The 19,624-nt window shown below is 69.5% G+C and carries 15 protein-coding genes; 13 read left to right on the top strand and 2 right to left on the bottom strand.

Annotation, left to right across the window (positions count from 1 at the left end):
- The first annotated feature begins 92 nt into the window (after nt 1-92).
- The 6 genes from GFH48_RS02850 (at nt 93) to GFH48_RS02875 (ending at nt 6,606) form a co-directional block, all read left to right on the top strand.
- Nucleotides 93-1,265: a LeuA family protein gene (locus tag GFH48_RS02850; RefSeq protein WP_153286717.1), complete on the top strand. Its 1,173-nt coding sequence runs from the start codon at nt 93-95 to the stop codon at nt 1,263-1,265.
- Nucleotides 1,262-2,665, top strand: a complete 1,404-nt coding sequence (leuC, locus tag GFH48_RS02855) for a 3-isopropylmalate dehydratase large subunit (RefSeq protein ID WP_153286718.1) — start codon at nt 1,262-1,264, stop codon at nt 2,663-2,665. Before GFH48_RS02850 ends, leuC begins: the two co-directional genes overlap by 4 nt.
- A gap of 10 nt (nt 2,666-2,675) precedes the next feature.
- Nucleotides 2,676-3,296, top strand: a complete 621-nt coding sequence (gene leuD, locus GFH48_RS02860; RefSeq protein ID WP_153286719.1) for a 3-isopropylmalate dehydratase small subunit — start codon at nt 2,676-2,678, stop codon at nt 3,294-3,296.
- A gap of 9 nt (nt 3,297-3,305) precedes the next feature.
- Nucleotides 3,306-4,331 (top strand): isocitrate/isopropylmalate dehydrogenase family protein, encoded by a 1,026-nt coding sequence (locus GFH48_RS02865; RefSeq protein WP_153286720.1) that lies wholly within the window; start codon nt 3,306-3,308, stop codon nt 4,329-4,331.
- Nucleotides 4,332-4,393: 62 nt separating this feature from the next.
- A complete protein-coding gene (locus GFH48_RS02870; protein ID WP_153286721.1) occupies nt 4,394-5,449 on the top strand; it encodes an SAM-dependent methyltransferase in 1,056 nt (351 codons plus the stop codon).
- The gene (locus tag GFH48_RS02875) at nt 5,446-6,606 is read left to right on the top strand and encodes a pyridoxal phosphate-dependent aminotransferase (RefSeq protein ID WP_228120304.1); all 1,161 of its coding nucleotides are present in this window, start codon (nt 5,446-5,448) and stop codon (nt 6,604-6,606) included. Before GFH48_RS02870 ends, GFH48_RS02875 begins: the two co-directional genes overlap by 4 nt.
- 413 nt (nt 6,607-7,019) lie before the next feature.
- On the opposite strand, the gene GFH48_RS02880 is transcribed toward GFH48_RS02875, so the two are convergent.
- Entirely contained in the window at nt 7,020-8,231 is a 1,212-nt protein-coding gene (locus GFH48_RS02880) for a cytochrome P450 (RefSeq protein ID WP_153286722.1), read from the bottom strand.
- Complete coding sequence (locus GFH48_RS02885) at nt 8,228-9,481, bottom strand: MFS transporter (RefSeq protein ID WP_228120309.1); 1,254 nt, start codon at nt 9,479-9,481, stop codon at nt 8,228-8,230. The genes GFH48_RS02880 and GFH48_RS02885 overlap by 4 nt, the downstream gene beginning before the upstream one ends.
- A 163-nt stretch (nt 9,482-9,644) precedes the next feature.
- Here GFH48_RS02885 and ileS point away from each other — a divergent pair, with 163 nt between their 5' ends.
- From ileS to GFH48_RS02920, 7 genes are all read left to right on the top strand, one after another.
- Nucleotides 9,645-12,797, top strand: coding sequence for an isoleucine--tRNA ligase (gene ileS / locus GFH48_RS02890; RefSeq protein WP_153286723.1), 3,153 nt, complete (start codon nt 9,645-9,647; stop codon nt 12,795-12,797).
- Nucleotides 12,794-14,347, top strand: a complete 1,554-nt coding sequence (locus GFH48_RS02895; RefSeq protein WP_153286724.1) for an amino acid adenylation domain-containing protein — start codon at nt 12,794-12,796, stop codon at nt 14,345-14,347. The genes ileS and GFH48_RS02895 overlap by 4 nt, the downstream gene beginning before the upstream one ends.
- Before the next feature lie 3 nt (nt 14,348-14,350).
- Nucleotides 14,351-14,647: an acyl carrier protein gene (locus GFH48_RS02900; protein ID WP_153286725.1), complete on the top strand. Its 297-nt coding sequence runs from the start codon at nt 14,351-14,353 to the stop codon at nt 14,645-14,647.
- Complete coding sequence (locus GFH48_RS02905; protein ID WP_153286726.1) at nt 14,644-15,690, top strand: GNAT family N-acetyltransferase; 1,047 nt, start codon at nt 14,644-14,646, stop codon at nt 15,688-15,690. Before GFH48_RS02900 ends, GFH48_RS02905 begins: the two co-directional genes overlap by 4 nt.
- A gap of 737 nt (nt 15,691-16,427) precedes the next feature.
- Nucleotides 16,428-16,976 (top strand): DUF1062 domain-containing protein, encoded by a 549-nt coding sequence (locus GFH48_RS02910; RefSeq protein WP_153286727.1) that lies wholly within the window; start codon nt 16,428-16,430, stop codon nt 16,974-16,976.
- 401 nt (nt 16,977-17,377) lie between these two features.
- On the top strand, nt 17,378-17,869 hold the full coding sequence (locus GFH48_RS02915) for a hypothetical protein (protein WP_153286728.1): 492 nt from the start codon (nt 17,378-17,380) through the stop codon (nt 17,867-17,869).
- A 442-nt stretch (nt 17,870-18,311) separates the two neighbouring features.
- Nucleotides 18,312-19,529: an IS110 family RNA-guided transposase gene (locus tag GFH48_RS02920; protein ID WP_153286729.1), complete on the top strand. Its 1,218-nt coding sequence runs from the start codon at nt 18,312-18,314 to the stop codon at nt 19,527-19,529.
- Nucleotides 19,530-19,624: the final 95 nt, after the last annotated feature.

Consider the following 19,624-nt stretch of genomic DNA (forward strand, 5'->3'; position numbering starts at 1 on the left):
CACGCTCAATTCCCCTACATTCGATGTGACCTCGGAGATCGACGCACCGCGCGGACTCGAACAGGTAATCAACCCGAACGGCGGTAGGAACAATGCGCCGGATACGCATTTTTGACGCCACGCTTCGTGACGGGGAACAAGCCCCCGGAAACGCGATGTCCCCCCAGCAGAAGCTGGCGCTCGCTCTGAAACTTGAGGAACTCGGAGTCGACACGGTCGAGACCGGCTATCCCGGCTCCTCCGCGGCTGATTTCGAAGCCACCCGGTTGATCGCGAAATCCCTCACCACAGCCGGATTCGCCACGTTCAACCGCTGCTCGCGTGAGGACATCCGCCTGTCGATGGAGGCGGCCGGGGGCAACCCGCGGCACCAGGTGCAGGTCTGCTGCACCGGCAGCGACATCCATCTGCGCCACAAGCGTGGCATCACCAGGGCGCAGGCCCTCAGTGAGGTCGACGACTCCGTCCGGTACGCCCGGTCCCTGGGTGCCGTCGACATCAACCTCGCGGTCGAGGACGCCAGTCGCGGGGAGCACGAGTGGATCCGCGCCCTGGTCGGCACCGCGGTGGAGGCCGGGGCCACGGCCGTGACCCTCGCCGACACCACCGGTTTCGCGATTCCCCAGGAGTTCGGCGAGCTCATCGCCGCGGTGCGTGCCTGCGTACCCCGTGACATCGTGCTCGCGACCCACTGCCACGACGATCTCGGCCTCTCCCTGGCCAACGCTCTGGCCGGTCTCGCGGCCGGGGCCGACGAGGTCCAGGCGACACTCGCCGGCATCGGCGAGCGCTCCGGGAACACCTCGCTGGAGGAACTGGCGGCGGTGCTGTCGTACAAGGGCACCGAACTCGGCATGGACACCGGCGTTCGCACCGAACTCCTCGACGAGGCGTTCGAACTCCTCTCCGGCGCCATCTCGCTGGAGCGCCCGCGCAACAAGGCGATCTTCGGAACGAACTCTTTCGCCACACAAGCGGGAATTCACCAGGCGGCCATGCTGCAGAACCCCGTCACGTACGAATTCATCAGGCCCGAGAGCTTCGGGCGTCAACGCGCCCTGCTCGTCGGACGGCATTCCGGGCGGTCGATCCTTCGGCACCTCCTGGGGCAGCTCGGGATACCCGCCGACGACGGCCTGGTGAGCGAGCTGTACGAGGAGTACATCGCGAACCGGCCGAACGGCGACTGCGACGAACTGGACGTGCTCCGCGACCGGTTGGCCGACAGGCTCGGCGTGCCGCGGACCGCCGGAGCCACGGCGTGAGCACGGCTGCGACGACGCTCATCGACAAGCTCTGGCGGAACGCGGTCGTGTGCACGGAGCCGGACGGTCCCGATCTCCTCTACGTCGACCTGCACCTGGTCCACGAGGCGACGTCACCGCAGGCGTTCGACGGGCTGCGGCTGGCCGGCCGCGGGGTGCGAAGGCCGGATCTGACGCTGGCGGTCGAGGATCACAACGTGCCGACCGACTCGCTCACCGTCTCCGACGCGCTCAGCCGGGAGCAGTTGCAGGCGCTGCGCCGCAACTGCGCCGAGCACGGCGTCGGTCTGTTCCCGCACGGTCACCGCCGACAGGGCGTGGTCCATGTCGTCGGCCCCGAACTCGGCCTCGTCCAGCCGGGCATGACCGTGGTGTGCGGAGACAGTCACACGTCCACCCACGGCGCCTTCGGTGCGCTCGCCTTCGGTGTGGGGACAAGCGATGTCGAGCACGTGCTCGCGACCCAGACCGTGGCGATCCAGCAGCCGAGGACGATGTCGGTGGAGTTCACCGGCACCCCCGCCCACGGCGTCACCGCCAAGGACTTGATGCTCGCCCTGATCACGGAGATCGGCGCCAACGGCGCGCACGGCCACATCGTGGAGTACCGCGGCGAGGCGGTGCGCTCGCTCTCCATGGAGGGCCGTATGACGATGTGCAACCTCAGTGTGGAAGCCGGTGCCAGAGCCGGGCTGATAGCGCCTGACGAGACGACCTTCGCCTACCTCGCGGACCGGCCCGGCAGTCCGTCGGGACCGGCCTGGGAGGATGCGCTCGCCCATTGGCGCACCTTGACGACGGACGCCTCCGCCCTCTTCGACCGTACCGTCACCGTCGACGTGTCGGGGCTGACCCCCTGGGTGACCTGGGGAACCAATCCCGGCCAGGCGGTGCCGCTCGGCGGGGCCGTCCCCGATCCCGAGACCCTCGCCGACCCGCAGGAACGGGCTTCGGCGCGACGGGCGCTCGCCTACATGGACCTCGTTCCGGGCACACCGATGCGGGAGATCGGTATCGACACCGTCTTCATCGGCTCGTGCACCAACGGCCGCCTGGAGGACCTCAGAGCCGCCGCGGACGTGCTCCGCGGCCGTCGGGTCGCCGACGGCGTACGCGTGCTGGTGGTCCCCGGCTCCATGGATGTCCGCACCCGGGCGGAAGAAGAGGGCCTCAACGAGGTCTTCACCCGGGCGGGAGCCGAGTGGCGTCTGCCGGGCTGCTCCATGTGCCTGGGCATGAACTCCGACCGGCTCCCCGGCAGACAGCGCTGCGCGTCGACCAGCAATCGCAATTACGAGGGACGGCAGGGACCGCAGGCCCGGACGCATCTGGTGTCTCCCGCCATCGCCGCGGCGACCGCGGTGGCCGGCAGGCTCGCCCTCCCCGCAGACCTGCCTTGAGGAGACCTCCGTGGAACCGCTGAGCACCCACACCGGGAAGTGTCTGCCGCTGCCCCGCAGCAACGTGGACACCGATCAGATCATCCCCGCCGAACACTGCAGGAGTCTGTACCGCACCGGGTACGCCGGCGCGCTGTTCGCCAGATGGCGCTCGGACCCCGGCTTCGTCCTGGAACAGCCCGAACGGTCCGGCGCCACGGTCCTGTTGGCGGGCCCGCACTTCGCCACCGGCAGTTCGCGTGAGCATGCCGTCTGGGCGCTGCGGGACTGGGGCTTCGCCGCTGTCATAGCGCCCAGCTTCGGTGACATCTTCGGCCGCAACGCGCTCAAGAACGGTCTGCTGGCGGTCACGTTGCCGGAACCGGATGTCGCTTGGCTGCTCCAACACGCCGAGGAGGACGCCGAGTTCGAGGCGACGGTCGATCTGCTGCACTGCCGGGTCTCGGCCGGCGGACGGAGCTGGGACTTCGACATCGACGGGCGCGCACGGCGGATGCTGCTCGCGGGACACGACGACATCACCGCCACCCTGACGAGGGAGGCCGACATCGCCGCCCACGAGAAATCACGCCGGCCCTGGTTGCCCGTGCTGACGCCCGGCATGGCACCGGTTCCCGCGGAATCCGGCTGAGGACCGAACATGTCAGTCATCACTGTCATTCCAGGCGACGGTATCGGGCCCGAGGTGATCGAGCAGGCCATGCTGACGCTGGACCGGCTCCAGCTCGGCCTCGAATTCGACGTCCTCGACCACGTCAACGCCGACACGTTCCTCCGTACCGGAGTCGCTCTCTGCGACGAGGACTTCGAGCGGGTGAGGTCCAGCCGCTCGGTGTTGCTCGGGGCGATCGGTGACCCTCGGGTCGGCTCGCCGGCCTACGGGCGCGGTGTCCTGCTCCGTCTGCGCTTCGAGTTGGACCTGTACGTCAACCACCGCCCGGCGAAGCTGCTCCACGACCGGCTGAGCCCGCTCAGGGCGGACAGCGCGCGGGCGGTGGACTGCATCGTCATCAGGGAGAACACCGAGGGCCTCTACACGGGCGCGGGCGGTTCGGTGCACCCCGGTTCGGAGCACGAGATCGCACTGGACGTCGATCTCAGCACCTACCACGGTACGGCCCGCATCGTGGAGTACGCGTTCTCCATCGCCCGCCGTGAGGTGTGCATGGTGGACAAGGCGAACGCGGTGGAATTCGGCGGGGGTCTGTGGCAGCGGTGCTGGCGGGCAGCCGCGGCGCGCCACCCCGACAAGGCCTCCCGGCACCTCTACGTCGACGCCGCCGCCATGCAGATGGTCACCGATCCCACCGGATTCGATGTGATCGTGACCAACAACTCCTACGGTGACATCCTCAGCGACATCGCGTCCGCGGTCGCCGGCGGGATCGGCACGGCCGCGTCGGCCAATCTCAACCCGGAACGCGGGTTCGGCCTCTACGAGCCGGTCCACGGCAGCGCGCCGGACATCGCCGGCAAGGACATCGCCAATCCGGTCGGGGCCATCCTCAGCGCCGGGCTGCTCATCGGCGACCTGGGCCACCACGAGGCGGCCGCCGCGCTGCGAGCCGCGATCTCGCAGGCGGTGGCAGCCGGGGAGACCACCCCGGATCTCGGCGGCTCGCTGGACACCCGTGGTGCCGGTGAGGCGATTCGAGCCCGGTTGTGAACCCATCGGCCGCGGCGCGCGGCGACAGACATCCACCAGGACACTCAACGACAGGAGTGACAATGTCCAGCAGGACCGAGTCGGTCGAGGTGCTCGACGCGTCGGTGCAGGAGCAGTGGAAGGCGGTGGCCGCGACCGGCGCCGCCGAACTCGCTTCGTCCTATGTGCTGTCCAGCGCGGTGCTGGGACTGGCACGGGCCGGGGTCACGGCCCGGCTGTCCGGCGAGTGGACGCCCCTCGCGGACCTCGTCCCGCCGGGCGGCTACACCGAGCTGGCGCGGAACGTGCTGCGCTTCGTGCAGGTGCGCGGCCTGGTCGAGTCGCAGGGTGACTCCTGGCGGCTGACTCCGCGTGGCGCCTCCCTGCTCGGGGAGGTACCCGAGGCGGTGATCGGCTATTACGCCGAAGCCTACGGGCCGGTGCTCAGCAGCATCGAGGGACTCCTCACCGGACGCCTCCGGTACGGATCCGACGTGGCGCGTGACACCGAGGCACTCGGCCGCCGTTGCGAGGTGTTGTTCCGGAGCGTCGGCATGAACGTGGTCCGCGAACTGGTCGGGAAGTACCAGGCCAAGCGGGTGCTGGACCTCGGCTGCGGAACGGGGGGCCTGGTGCTCGATCTGTGCCGGGAGGACCCCGGCCTGCGGGCGGTGGGCCTGGACATCGCCGAGGACGCCGTGGCGCTGGGCTCGAAACGGGCGGCGGAGGAGGGGCTCGACGACCGGGCGTCCTTCGTCGTCGGTGACGCGTTCGCGCCCGACGACTGGCCCGAGGCCGCCCGGGAATGCGACCTCTTCATCGCTGTCGGTGCCGTGCACGAGCACTTCCGGGACGGGGAGGCGGCGGTCGTCGAACTGCTGCGCGCCTACTCGGATCTGCTCGCGAGCAAGCCGGGCAGCGTACTGGTTCTCGCCGAGCCCGAACTGTTCACGGACTCCGTGGACGCGGACTTCTTCCTGGTCCACGCGCTCACCGAACAAGGTTTCCCGCAGCCCCGGGAGCCGTGGCTGAAGGTCATCGAGGCGGCCGGACTCACCTGCCGGCGGGTCCTTTCGGTGCCCAACACCATGTTCCGTTTCGCGTACTACGAGATCACGGCCGGAGCGCCGGTCCGGTGAAGCCGTCGCTGCGGGCGCAGGCGGTCGCCCCCATGGAGCTGGCCAAGCTGCAGCGGCTGGGCCGGTCCGGCTCGCTGGACATCGCGCTGGGCATCCCTCCGGGCGACCCGCCCGCGGCCGTCGTGGAGGCCGCGGTGTCAGCCCTGCGCAAGGGCCGGCACCAGTACGCCGATACGGCGGGGCTGTCCGAGTTGCGTGCCGTGATCGCGGCGGACGCTCTGCGGACCCATGGGGTCGTGGTGGATCCGGACACCGAGATCACGGTGACGGTGGGCGCCACGGAGGCGTTGCTGACCGCGTTGCTGACCGTCACCGATCCCGGTGACGAAGTCCTGCTGTTCGAACCGTACTTCGAGCTCTACCCGGGGATCGTCGAGCTCGCCGGCGCGGTACCGCGCTTCGTCCGGCTGGAGGCACCCGACTGGCGCCTGACGGAGGAGGCGCTGACGCGCGTGCTCTCGCCGCGGACCCGGGCCGTGGTGCTGAACACGCCGCACAACCCCACCGGGCGGGTCTTCGACGCCCAGGAGCTCGACCTCCTGATGAACCTCTGCCAGGAGCGGGGCATCGCCTGCGTCACCGACGAGGTCTACGACTGCACGGTCTTCGACGGGCGCCGGCACCTGTCCCCGCTCGCGATGCCGGGCGCGCGGCCGACCAGCGTGATCGTCGGCAGCCTGTCCAAGAAGGCGCAGATGACGGGGTGGCGTATCGGGTACTGCATCGCCGACCCGGAGATGACAGAGGTGCTGCGCAGGATTCATGAGCACACCACCGTGGGCACCAACCATCCCCTGCAGTCCGGTGCCTCCGCCCTGAAAGCCTCCGACGTACTGGACGGCCGGGCGCTGTTCCAGGACCGGCGGGACGAACTGGTCGCCGGTCTGTCCTCGTTGGGATTCACGGTGCGTCCCCCCGAGGGGGGCTGGTTCGTCTTCGCGGGCACCGAAGCCCTCGGCTGGCCCGCGCGGACGCTCTCCCGCCGGCTGGCGGAATCGGCGGGTGTCCTGGTCGCACCCGGTTCCCCGTTCTTCCAGCGGCCTGAGGACGGCGACCGCTGGATACGAACGACATTCGTCCGCGGTGCCGAGACCACTCGGGCGGCACTCGACCGGATCGCGGCGTTCCTCGCGGCCGAGGCCCCGCCCTCCGGGTGATCTCGGCCGGCGGGTCATGGCCGATTGACCCGCCGCCGTGAACCACCGCACGCCGAGCACCATTTCGCGCGGGCCGACCGCTGTCGCCCGCGCATCGGCGACTCCCGCGCCCCGACCGTGTCGGCGGCGCTCCGGCACTCGTGGGCGATCACGTCGTACGCGCGGACCGTCGCGAGCGTGATCCCGTGCGCGTCGCCGGTCGTCCCGCCGCTCCCTCCGCCGTCCCGGCGGGCAGTCATTGCCCATGCCGGGCGGCGTGTGGCGGGCGGCTGTTCGGGGTGCGCCGTGGGGACGTCCGAGGGGTCCGCTGTGCCTCGACCTGGGCGCGGGCGCCCAACTGCCTCTTGCCGGCGGGGAACTTGCTCAGCCCTGACGTGGTCGGGGGTCCGCCCTGGAGAGTTCGAGGGCGGACGTCACCAGGCGACGGGGAGCTCGACGGGGCCGAAGGTGCCCATGTGGGCGAAGGAGATCTGTTCGACGGGCACCGCGAGCCGGAGTTCCGGAAGCCGTCGCAACAGGGTGGGCAACGCCGTCTGGAGGTCCGCCCGGACCAGGCTCTGTCCCAGACACTGGTGGCTGCCGTACCCGAAGGCCAGGTGGTGGCGGGGCGCGCCGCGACCGGTGTCCAGTGTGTCCGCGGAGTCGAACACCGAACCGTCCCGGTTGGCCGCGGAGAGGCTGACGAACACCCCGTCGCCGGCGCGCAGCAGGTGGCCGCCGATCTCGATGTCCTCGGTGACCACACGGGCGAAGCCCGCGTCGGCCGCGGAGAGGTAGCGCAGCAGTTCTTCCACGGCGCCCGCCAGGAAGGCGGGATCGTCCGTGTCCCGTACCCGGGCCCGCTGGACGGGATCGCCGAGCAGGGCGACGACGCCGAGCCCGATCATGTTCGTGGTCGCCTCGTGCCCCGAGATCAGCAACAGCAGTGCGAGGTCGACCAGTTCGTCCCGGGTGATGCTGCCGACGGCAAGCTGTTCGGTGACCAGCCGGCTGATGATGTCGTCCCCGGGCCGGCGTTCCTTGACCGCCGTCAGCTCGCGGAGGAAATCCCGCATCTCCGTCCCCGCCTGCTCCACCTCCTCGGCCGAGGAGTGCGTGTCGAGCAGCGCGATGCTGTGCTTCTGGAAGAAGTCGTGCTCCTCGTACGGAATGCCGAGCATCAGCGAGATCACCAGCGAGGGGAAGGGGAGCGCGAACTCCGCAACCAGGTCGGCGGGAGAACCGTGGAGCATCATCGTGTCGATGAGATCGTCGGCCATCTCCTGGATCCTGGGCCGCAGTTCGGCCGTCCGACGGGCCGAGAAGTCACGGGCGACCATGCTCCGCAGACGGGTGTGGTCCGGATCGTCCATCCGGTTGAAGGAAGCCCGTAACGGTGTCATGACCTGGGAGGCCGGCGAAACCGTGGGCATGTCCGGCCGGGCTCCGTCGCTGCTGATGCGCGGGTCGGCGAGGACGGCCCGCACGTCCTCGTAGCGGGTTGCCACCCAGGCCTCGCGCCCGTTCCACAGCCTTACCCGGCGTAGGCCCCCGGCTTTGTTCCAGTCGACGTAGGCGGCGGGAGGGTCGAAGGGGCAGCCGGTGCGGGTGGCCGGGTAGCGCGGAAGGTCGGCGTCGATGTTCACGAGACACCCTTCAGGGGAGCCGATGGCACGGAGGAGGAGCCGAAGTACTGCGGGCGGGTCCGCGCTGCCCAGCGCACGACCGGGCCCATGGCCAGGGCGGACAGCAGGAACGCTCCGCCGAGGACGAACCAGCCGGGAGTCCCGTACCGGATGAGCAGGGACGTCAGAAGGACCGGCGCGATCATGACGGAAGCCGCGTAGCCGGTGAAGAAGAAGCCCTGGTACTGCCCCTGCTTGTCCGGTGGTGCCAGTTCGTAGCTCACCACCCAGGCCGCGGCGGAGAGCACCATCTCGCCATAGACGTGGACGGCGCCGCCGAGGACGAGCAGCAGGCCCGCTGTGACGGCCGTACCCGTGGACGAGAGCGCGAACAGCACACAGCACAGCAGAAGCGCCACCCCGGAACGCCGGAACGCCCCGATGGCCAGGGGCAGGGTGTCCACCTTCTTCGTGATGCGGACCTGGAACGACACCACGCTCGCGGTGTTGACCAGGAACAGCACGGTCACGAGCCATCGGGGAGCGGTCGTGTGGCTGACGATCCACAGCGGAAGCACGATCTCCAGCAGCACCGCGTACAGGGACAGCACCACACTGATGAGTGTGATCACCGCGAAGGGGCGGTCGCGCAGCACTGCCAGGCGGGGCTCGCCCGGGGCCGCCGCCGGCGCGGGCGCCGTCCGGGGCAGGGTCATGAGCAGCAGCGCGGACACCAGGAAGCTCAGCGCGTCGAGGATCAGGACGACGCGAAAGGCGTTGTCGGTGCCTATCTGAATCGCGATTCCCGCGAACAGCGAGCCCGCGGCGATCCCCGCGTTGTTGACCGAACGCAGGTAGGCGCGCGTGCGCACGAGGTCCGTGCCTTGCAGGACGGCGGCGAGCGTCGCCTGGAGAGCGGCTCGGCCGCCCCTTTCGAGGACGACGAACGCGCAGGCCACCAGCACGAATGGGGCGAAGGAGTCGACGAAGAGATAGCCGCCGGCCGCGATCCCGTTGAGGGCCACCAGCGCGGCCGCGGTTTCACGTGGGCCCCGGCGGTCCGCCAGGTGACCGAGGGGTACCCCGGCCAGGAGCCCGACCAGACCCGCGATGCTCAGCCCGAGGCCGAGTCGCGCCGGGGTGAACCCGATGACTTTCGTGAAATACAGCGCTGAGCAGGTCATGAACGCGCCGTTGCCCATGGTCATGAACAACGTCGCCGACGTGAGGCTGCGGGCAGGCCCGCGGGCGGGGGTAATTGGATTGGCCACGAAGCCGGATTCTAGACAGGGTCGGGTAATTCACCAGTCATTTTTCCAGCACGTGGAAATGACCGCAGAATTACTCGCAAACCCTAGAGTGGAGGCCTTCTGGCCTGTGCGGCCACGACAGCGTCTGCGACGCGAGTGCCCGACCGCAAGGAGTGTCTTGGTCATGGCGTATCCGAAAATACAGCCGAGCGAAGGCGTGCCTGCACGTCCGTTCATTCCCGGTATCGAACGTGGCGTCCTGGAGTACTGGGAGAGCGACCAGACTTTCCGGGCCAGTGTGGAGACACGCGCGGTGGACAAGGACGGCGGAAAGGAGTTCGTCCTGCTCGACGGACCTCCGTTCGCGGATGGTCTGCCGCACTACGGTCATCTGCTGGCCGGTTACGCCAAGGACGCGGCCTCGCGCTACCAGACGATGCGCGGGCGCCGCGTCGAGCGCCGGTTCGGCTGGACCTGTCACGGTCTGCCTTCCGAGATGGAGGCCGAGAAACTGCTCGGTATCTCCTCCAAGCGGGATATCGAGTCGATGGGCGTCGCCGAGTTCAACCAGGTCTGCCGCACTTCGGTGATGCGCCACACCAAGGAGTGGCGGGACTACGTCACTCGCCAGGCCCGGTGGGTGGACTTCGACAACGACTGCAAGACCATGGACCTGGAATACATGGAAAGTGTCCTGTGGGCCTTCAAAACCCTGTGGGACAAGGGTTTGGTCTACCAGGGCCACTCGATGTCCTGGTATTGCGGATCCTGTGAGACGACGCTCTCCGACTCGGAGAGCGAGGGCACCATGGATCACCGGGACACCGGCCGGGAGCTGTCGGACCCGGAGCTGACGGTGCGATTGCGCCTGGAGACCGGCGAGTTGGCGCTCGTCTGGACCCGCGCTCCCTGGACGCTGCCGGCCGCCCTCGCGATCGCGGTGGATCCCGAAGCCCAGTACGCCGTCGTCGAGCACGGCGCGGAACGCCTTCTGCTGGCCGTCGACCGTCTGCCGGACTACGCCCGCGAACTCGGCGAGGACGTCGCCGACCGGGTGGTGGCCACGGTCCTCGGCGCGGAGTTGGCGGGCCGCCGGTACACCCCTGCTTTCGACTTCTTCGCCGACCACGAGCACGCGCACCGGGTGCTCACGGCAGCCCATGTCAGCACCGGTGAGGGAACGGGCATCGTGCCCGTCGCCCCCGCGTTCGGCGAGGACGACAGGACGGTCGCCGACGCGGCCGGCATCGCCCTGGTGCTCCCCGTCGACGCCGGCTGCCGGTTCACCGACGAAGTGCCGCCCTACGCCGGGCAGTCGGTCCTGGACCTGAATCCCGCCATCCTGCGTGATCTCCGGGCCGCCGGTGCCGTGCTGCGCCATGGGACGCACCGTCACACGTGCCCGCACTGCTGGCGATGCGGGTCACGGCTGATCGAACGCGCCGTGCCGTCCTGGTTCCTGGCGCTCGACGGCATCCGCGCCAGGATGCTCGAACTCAACCAGCGGATCACCTGGGCACCGGAGCGCATCCGCGACGGGCAGTTCGGCAAGTGGCTGGAGAACGTCCACGACTGGAACATCTCCCGGAACCGGTACTGGGGAGCTCCCATGCCGGTGTGGGTCTCGGACGACCCCGCGTACCCGAGGACCGACGTCTACGGTTCGCTGGACGACCTCGAGCGGGACTTCGGGGTGCGGCCGACCGACCTGCACCGTCCTGTCATCGACGAACTGACCCGTCCGAATCCCGACGACCCGACCGGGCGTTCGACGATGCGGCGGATCCCCGAAGTCCTGGACTGCTGGTTCGAGACGGGATCGATGCCCTTCGCCCAGGTCCACTACCCGTTCGAGAACGCGGAGTGGTTCGAGCGCCACAGCCCGTGCGACCTGGTCGTCGAGTACCAGGCCCAGACCCGCGGCTGGTTCTACTACATGCACATGCTGGCCACCGCTCTGTTCGACCGCCCGGCGTTCAGCAGCTGTTCGGTCCTCGGAGTGGTTCTGGGCAACGACGGCCACGCGATGTCGAAATCCCGCAACAACTACCTGGACATCGACGAGATATTCGACCGCGACGGGTCGGACGCGATGCGCTGGTCCCTGATCGGCTCGCCGCTGGTGCGGGGCGGTGACCTGGTGGTGACCGAGCGCGGCAGCCAGGACGCCCTGCGCCAGGCGGTCCTGCCGTTGTGGAACGCCTGGGCGTTTCTCGCCCTGTACGCCGGGACCTCACAGGTCGAGGGACGGTGGCGCACCGACAGCCCACAGGTCCTGGACCGGTATCTGCTCGCCAGAACGCGGCTGCTGGTGTCGACCGCCACCGAAGCCATGGACATCCACGACCTGTCCGCGACCTGCGCTGCCGTACGGGAGTTCCTCGATGTGCTCACCAACTGGTACATCAGATGCTCGCGGTCCCGGTTCGCCTCCGGAGACGCGGATGCGATCGACACCCTGCACACGGTCCTCGAGGTCCTCTGCCGTCTGATGGCACCACTGCTTCCGATGATCAGCGAACAGATATGGCGAGGGCTGACGGGCGACCGCTCGGTCCATCTGGCCGACTGGCCGGCCGCGTCGGAACTCCCGGCGGACGAGGCGCTGGTCACCGCGATGGAGCGGACGCGGCAGATCGTCTCGACCGCTCTGTCCCTCCGCCGGGCGGACGGCCTGCGGGTCCGGCTGCCGCTCGCCACGCTGACGGTCGTCGCCGACGAGAGCCCGGACGTGGAAGCGCTCGCCTGGCTGATCCGTGAACAGGCCAACGTGAAGGACGTGGTGTTCGCCGGCGACATCACCCCCTACGGGCGGTTACGGCTCTCGGTGAACGCGCGAGCCTGCGGCCGCCGGCTCGGCAGCCGGACCCAGAAGGTGATCGCTGCCGTCGCGGCGGGCGCCTGGACCAGGGAACCGGACGGCGGCATCACCATCGCGGGGATCCCCATGCGGCCCGGGGAGACCGAGCAGCACCTGGTCGTCGACGCCCCCGGGGCCGCGGCCCTGCCGGGGGACGTCGGCCTCGTCGCGCTCGACACCGAGGTCACCGAGGAACTGGCCGCCGAGGGGATGGCCCGCGATCTGGTGAGGGTGGCGCAACAGGCCCGCCGGGCGGCGGGTCTCCACCTGCTCGACCGGATCAAGCTGACTTTCGAGGTGCCGGACGACATCGCCGCCGCCGTCAGGCCGTACCAGGCGTTCATCGCGCGGGAGACGGTGGCGGACGCGGTCCACTACGGCCCCGCGGGCCGGCAGGTCTTCACCGGGTCCGTGGGGGACGGCGCCGAGGCCAAGGCGTCGGTGAACACCGTGGTCTCCGGAAGGAGCGCCCGGTGACGGCGATCGGACAACGCCTCGAACGCCTGGTGTCCGCCCGGGCCGAACGCCGCCCCGACGACTGCGCGGTGGTGGACGAGGCCGAGCGCCTGAGCTTCGGTGATCTCGAACGCCGGAGCAACCGTGTGGCCAACACTCTCATCGCCCGTGGCCTGCGGCCCGAGGGACGGGTCTGCGTGCTGGTGCCGAAATCGGCCACGGCCATCGCCGGCATCCTCGGGGTCCTGAAGGCCGGAGGGGTCTGTGTTCCCCTCGACGCGACGAGTCCGACACTCCGGCTCGCGTCGGTGGTGGAGCAGTGTTCACCCTGCCTGCTGCTCGTCGCTCCCGAGTGCGCCGCCGTCGCCGAGCGGATCACGGACGCGGTCGCTCCAGGGACGATCAGCGGCGTTCTCCGGCTCGGCGAGGAGGAATCCGCCGCGGACACCGCCCCGGCCCCCCTCCCCAACGGTGACAGCGCCTACATCCTGTTCACATCCGGTTCGGCGGGACGGCCGAAGGGCGTGTCCATCACCCACAGCAACGTGGCCCACTTCGTCACCTGGGCCAACGGGCACTTCGGACTGCGGCCCGGCGACCGGATCTCGTGCCAGCTGCCGCTGCACTTCGACGGCTCTCTCTGGGACGTGTTCGGAGCGCTGTCCGCCGGAGCGGAACTGCACCTGGTCTCCGGGCGGAGGAACCTGCTTCCGAGCACGGTCGCGGACTTCATCAGGGAATCACGGTTGACCCAGTGGCTCACCGTCCCCTCGGTGCTCACCTCGATGGCCGCTCGGGATGTGGTCGCCGACGGGGACTTCCCCGAACTGCGGAGGATCTTCTGGGGCGGAGACGTGCTCTCGCTCCCCGTCCTGAGGTACTGGATGGCGCGCTTGCCCAATGTGCGGTTCACGAACATGTACGGCCCGACCGAGACGACGATCGTGGCCAGCTGCCACACCCTGCGGTCGGCTCCGGACGAGGACGCCACAGCCGTCCCGATCGGCCGGCCGGTGCCCGGCAAGCATTTCCAAGTACTGGACAAGGACATGCGTCCGGCTCAGCCCGGCGAGGTCGGGGACCTCCACATATCCGGCGCGGGGCTCACACCCGCCTACTGGCGCGATCCCGCGCTCACGGCGAAGTCCTTCGTCGAATGGCCGTCCGGGTCGGGCAGGCGCTGGTACCGGACCGGAGACCTGGCCAGGCAGGACGGCCGAGGTGTGTTCCATTTCCACGGGCGTGCCGACCGCCAGATCAAGTCGAGCGGTCACCGTATCGAGCTGGACGAAGTCGCGGCCGCGCTGCGCGAGCTGCCCGGACTGAAGGACACCGCTGTCGTCAGCGTCCCGGCCCCCGGGGCCGAGGGGAACCGGATCTGCGCGGCCTATGTCCCGGCGCCCGGCTCCGCGCCCGAGCCGGCACAGCTGCGTACCTTGCTGGCGGCGAAACTGCCGCAGTACATGCTTCCCTCCCAGTGGCGTGCATGCGAATCCCTGCCGATGAACGCCAACGGGAAGATCGACCACCTGGCAGTGCGAAGAATGTTTCTCGACGAGAGGACTGGGTGAGAAATGAGTCAACTTCCCGAGCAGGAAGAAGTCAGCCGGATCATTCTGGAAGGGTTGCGGGACAAACTCTTCCTGGACGGGGTGACGGTCGACACGAACCTCGTCGAGCCCGGTCTGATCGATTCCGCCGGTTTCATCAGGCTGTTCATCGTCCTGGAAGAGGAGTTCGACATCGAGGTCACCGCCCATGACCTCTCCTTGGACAGATTCCAGACGGTGCGCAGCATCAGCGAGTTCGTGATCGCCAAACGGCGCCGGACCGTCGCGAGCGAAAGCTCCGTGGACGCGGGGCGGGCATGAGCGACTACCGGATCACGAAGTACACGCCGGATGCCAGGGACGCTGTCATCGAGTTCCAGCAGATGCTCTGGCAGGGCGGTCCACAGGGAAACGCCGCGTATCTCGAATGGAAGTTCGCCGACAACCCCTACCTGGACGACCGTTACGTCACGTTGGCGTGGGAGGGGCACGAACTCGTCGGCATGCTCGGGGTCTTCGGGTCGTCCTGGGAAGTCGACGGTCACGGCCCGGTGATGTTGCCCTGTCTCGCCGACACGGTGGTGGCCCCCGACCACCGGGGCGGACCGCTGTTCGGGCGCATGCTGGACTCCCTCATCGAGCGGCTGCGCGCCGACGGGGTGCCGTGGCTGCTCGACTTCGGCGACCAGCCGGCAGGTCCCGCGATGCTGATGAACGGCTGGACAGCGGTGGGACCTTGGCCGGTGGCCAGCGCCGAGCGCGAGGTGCCCCTGACCACGCAGGGGGCGTGGGACGACCTGGAGGCCGTTCGGGGTTCCCGGTCGGGAGCGGTGATCAGGTCCGTCGCGACCAGTACCGCCGACATGCCGGCGCTGGCCTCGAAGCTGCCCACCGACGCCGGTGTCCGGGTGGTCCGTGACGAACGCTACTTCCGCTGGCGGGGCGACAATCCGCTGGCGCGGTACTTCCACCTCGTGGCCGAGTCGCAGGGGACGGTCGGCTACCTGATCGCTCATCGCACGTCGGTGGACACCGACGACGGTCCCACCCCGACCACGATCGTGGAGTGCGAGGCCGTCGACGACGACGTCTGGAGCGACCTCGTCGAGGCGGCCCTGGCCACGGTGCCGGGAAAGGTGGTGACCATGTGGGTGCGCGACCTGTCCCCTTCCCGGGTACACGGGATCGAGTCGCTCGGCCTGTCACTGACAAAACCGAGCGGGCGGCTGAGCCAGGACATCCACCTGCCCAAGCTCGTGATGCGCTCCACCGGCGTGCTGGACGGGCAGTCGTCACCGCTCGCCACCCTGAACTCGCCATCGGTCTGGGACATGCGCGGTGTCTCCGGCCGCGGCTGGCGTTGAGTCCACCGGCGACCGCTGCCGCACACCCGGCGACCGCTGCCGCACACCCGGGGTGAGCGGCAGCGGATGCCGGCGCAGCGGGCGCCCGGTGCCGGATTCCCCGAACGAAGCATTCCTGCCACCGCGGTAGCCGGTGGCTCGAAGGCAGGGTCGTACCCCGTGCCAGGGGCCGGTCCCAGGCGGTGAGTCGGGGCGTCGCGAGGCACGTGGCGCGTTCGGTCCCGGGCCGGCCGTCGAAGGACCGGCCGGCCGGAACGGCGCCCACGGCCCGCACGCCCCGCTCTTCGCCGCCGACGCCAGGGCAATCACCGGGGCCGGCCGCCGAGGCCGGCCCCACCTGCTTGAGGGCCCGTACGCCGTCGCGTCCCTGGCCATGTCGACCACCTCAACAACTCTTTCCTCGCACGTAAGTTGTGGTGGGGCACCGCATCCCGGTCTCGCGCGGTCCGAACGGTGAGGCCGTCCGCGTAGGCCTGATGCCTTCCACGGCGCCGTCTCCGTGATCCGGCTCTGGCGTCGCCCGTGATCCGCCGGACGGAACCTGGCGGTGAGGCGGTCGAAAACCGGTGGAGCGGCGCCGCTGTGCGCCGTTACCGTGCTGCCGAACCAAGTCGTCTCGTCAAGGACGTGCCGTTGTACACCGTGTGAGACCCCCCGAGCGCTGAACCGTCGCGCGTCGCGCCTGTGCGCCGCGCTCCTTCATGCTGCGGTCTTCTCACTGGAACCGGTGTACTTCTGTGCTCAACACCTGGGCGGTCCTGCCCACCTGCCTTCCGTTCGTTCTTCGGCGTTGCCACGCGTGCGCGTCCGAGCGCTTCCGCGCAGACGGCAAATTCCGCGTCAACGCACATCACAAACTCATCGACGCCTGGCTCCTCGCGCTCTGCACCACTTGCGGGGACACCACGAAACTCACGGTCCTGGAACGGACGAACGTACGCTCCGTCCCACCTGAGCTGCTGGACCGGCTGCATGACAACGACCCGACCCTGGCAGCCGAGTTGCTCCAGGATCCGGCCGTGCGACGCCGTAATCGCATCGCCCTCGACTGGGACGACGCATGGCGCCTCGACACCGGCGGTTCGGATCACCTGGACCGTGAGGTGATCGACGTCTCGGTCCGCTTCGCGGCGCGGATCCCCGTCCGGCCGGTGCGACTGATCGCTGAAGGCTGCGCTCTCTCGCGCGCCGAGGTGGAGAGGCTGATCACGGAGGGGAGGCTCGTTTCGGCGGTCCGGCTGAGCGGCAAGCTCTCCGGCGACTTCACCTTCACGCTCAAGCGCTGAGCCCTCTTCACGTCCGGGGTCGGTCCGGCACGAGTCGCCGGACCGGCCCCGGACGGCCTTGAACACCGGTTCGCCGCCGGAGCGCCGGAGGTCCTGGCCGGCGACAGCGAGGCGAGAGTCCGGCGGATGGCGACGCAGTGGGACCTGCCCATGGCGGTGCGGGCCCGGCTCGCCGAGGACGAAGACCCCCTGGTGCGGGCCTCGGCCCTCACCGTGGGGTTGTGGCCACGCCTTCCGACCGCCGTATGCGAAGCCCTGCTTGACGACCCGAGCCCCAAGTCCTGTCCGCTGTGGCCAAGTTTGTTCCCACCCGCACCGAATCCCCTCCCCGAGCCCGTCAGCCGCGTCCAGGACCCCTCCCCCAACGGGCGGAGCGGAGCGGAGCGGCACAGGATCCTGACGTGCCGACCGCTCTGGCCCTGCAACTCGCCGAGGACCTGGACGACTTCGTCCGGCTCTTCCCCTCGATGCGCGAGGACCTCACCGAGCAACAGCGCTCCGCCATCGCGTACATCGTGCCGAACGGCTACCGCACACCCCCGCGCTGGATCGTGGAACACGGCCATCGACCGCACGTCGCCCGTCGCGCCGCCGCCTCCGGTCATGTCCTGCTGCGACGGAGCATCGCCATGCAGCCCACCTCCCCGCCGACGTGGTGGATCGCCTCGCCGAGGACGAGGACTTCTTCGTCGGACTCGCCCTGTGCGAGTCGTGCCAGGACGCCCCGCACGCACTCGTACTGGAGATGTACGCCCACTGGCACGGCCTCAGATGGGCCTTCCTGCGGCGCCACCCGAACTTCGCGGGACCCGGTCTCGCCCGCTTCGCCGACCACCCCGATCCGCGGCTGCGCCGCGCCGCGCTGGACGATCCCGAAGCCGGCCCCGAGCTAGTCCTGCGGTTGATCGACGACCCTGAAGTCGGCTCCTGGGCCTTGCGGGACCCCCGACTCCCCAGCCGGGAGCTGCGTCACCGCATCGGTGTTCGCGGCTGCGCACGGGACGCCGCCGCCAATCCCGCTCTTCCCCCCGCGACGATGCACCGGCTTCTCGACCTCTCAGGGGTGGCCCACCCCCGTTATCTTCTTCGCGGTCCTGCAAGAGGGCCGCTGGCCTCCGGGCCCGGCATGACTGTTCCCCCCTGTCGAAGGCATGACCTGGGGGGTGGTGCCACCGGGCCCGGGAGGTGCCGTCGGAGACGCTGATCAGAGGTCCGGCCACCACCCGGTCCGGCGCAATGCCGGACAGCTCACGGGCGGCAGGTCTGCATAACGTGGATGCGCGCGTACGACACCACTGCCGAGGCCGGCACGTTCAACTCTCCTGGAAGGGCGCGATGTTCGATACCGAAGACGTGGGCGTGTTCCTCGGCCTGGACGTCGGCAAGAGCTCCCATCACGGGCACGGGCTGACTCCGGCCGGCAAGAAGGTCTTCGACAAGCAGCTGCCCAACAGTGAGCCGAAACTGCGGGCCGTGTTCGACAAACTGGCCGCGAAGTTCGGCACCGTCCTGGTGACCGTGGACCAGCCCGCCTCCATCGGAGCCCTCCCGCTCACGGTCGCCCGGGACGCCGGCTGCAAGGTCGCCTACCTGCCCGGACTCGCGATGCGGCGAATCGCCGACCTGTATCCGGGCGAGGCCAAGACCGACGCCAAGGACGCCGCCGTGATCGCGGATGCGGCCCGCACCATGCCGCACACTCTGCGCTCGCTGGAACTCACCGACGAGATCACCGCCGAACTCACGGTCCTCGTCGGCTTCGACCAGGACCTCGCGGCCGAGGCCACCCGCACCTCCAACCGGATACGCGGCCTGCTCACCCAGTTCCACCCGTCGCTGGAGCGCGTTCTGGGCCCCCGCCTCGACCACCAGGCCGTCACCTGGCTGCTGGAGCGCTACGGCTCCCCCGCCGCACTGCGCAGAGCCGGCCGCCGCAGGCTCGTCGAGCTCATCCGGCCCAAGGCCCCGCGCATGGCCCAGCGGCTGATCGACGATGTCTTCGAGGCGTTGGACGAGCAGACCGTCGTGGTCCCGGGGACCGGCACCCTCGACCTCGTCGTGCCCTCCCTGGCCCGCTCGCTCGCCGCTGTCCACGAACAGCGCCGGGCCCTGGAAGCCCAGATCAACGCCCTGCTGGAGGCCCACCCTCTTTCCCCGGTCCTGAGGTCGATGCCCGGCGTCGGCGTCAGGACCGCCGCCGTCCTGCTGGTCACCGTCGGCGACGGCACCAGCTTCCCCAACGCCGCCCACCTGGCCTCCTACGCCGGACTCGCCCCGGCGACCAGGTCGTCGGGGACCTCGATCCACGGCGAACACGCGCCCCGAGGCGGCAACCGCCAGCTCAAACGCGCCATGTTCCTTTCCGCCTTCGCTTGCATGAACGCCGATCCCGCCTCCCGCGCCTACTACGACAAGCAACGCGCCCGCGGCAAAACCCACACCCAGGCCCTCCTCCGCCTCGCCCGCCAACGCATCAGCGTCCTGTTCGCCATGCTCCGAGACGGCACCTTCTACGAATCCCGCCCGCCCGCGGACGTCGAACTCGCCGCATGACCCCAGCAAGACCGAATCACCCCAAACCCGACAGGGGTGCCTTGACGAAAGACATAGAGGCACCCCCCGGGAGTTCACTGAGGTGCTGTCCGCCG

It is taken from the genome of Streptomyces fagopyri, assembly GCF_009498275.1.
GTDB lineage: Bacteria > Actinomycetota > Actinomycetes > Streptomycetales > Streptomycetaceae > Streptomyces > Streptomyces fagopyri.

Coding starts and splice junctions, on each gene's coding strand:
- GFH48_RS02850 (WP_153286717.1), top strand. CDS start 93: ATGCGCCGGATACGCATTTTTGACGCCACGCTTCGTGACGGGGAACAA.
- GFH48_RS02865 (WP_153286720.1), top strand. CDS start 3,306: ATGTCAGTCATCACTGTCATTCCAGGCGACGGTATCGGGCCCGAGGTG.
- GFH48_RS02870 (WP_153286721.1), top strand. CDS start 4,394: ATGTCCAGCAGGACCGAGTCGGTCGAGGTGCTCGACGCGTCGGTGCAG.
- ileS (WP_153286723.1), top strand. CDS start 9,645: ATGGCGTATCCGAAAATACAGCCGAGCGAAGGCGTGCCTGCACGTCCG.
- GFH48_RS02900 (WP_153286725.1), top strand. CDS start 14,351: ATGAGTCAACTTCCCGAGCAGGAAGAAGTCAGCCGGATCATTCTGGAA.
- GFH48_RS02905 (WP_153286726.1), top strand. CDS start 14,644: ATGAGCGACTACCGGATCACGAAGTACACGCCGGATGCCAGGGACGCT.
- GFH48_RS02920 (WP_153286729.1), top strand. CDS start 18,312: ATGTTCGATACCGAAGACGTGGGCGTGTTCCTCGGCCTGGACGTCGGC.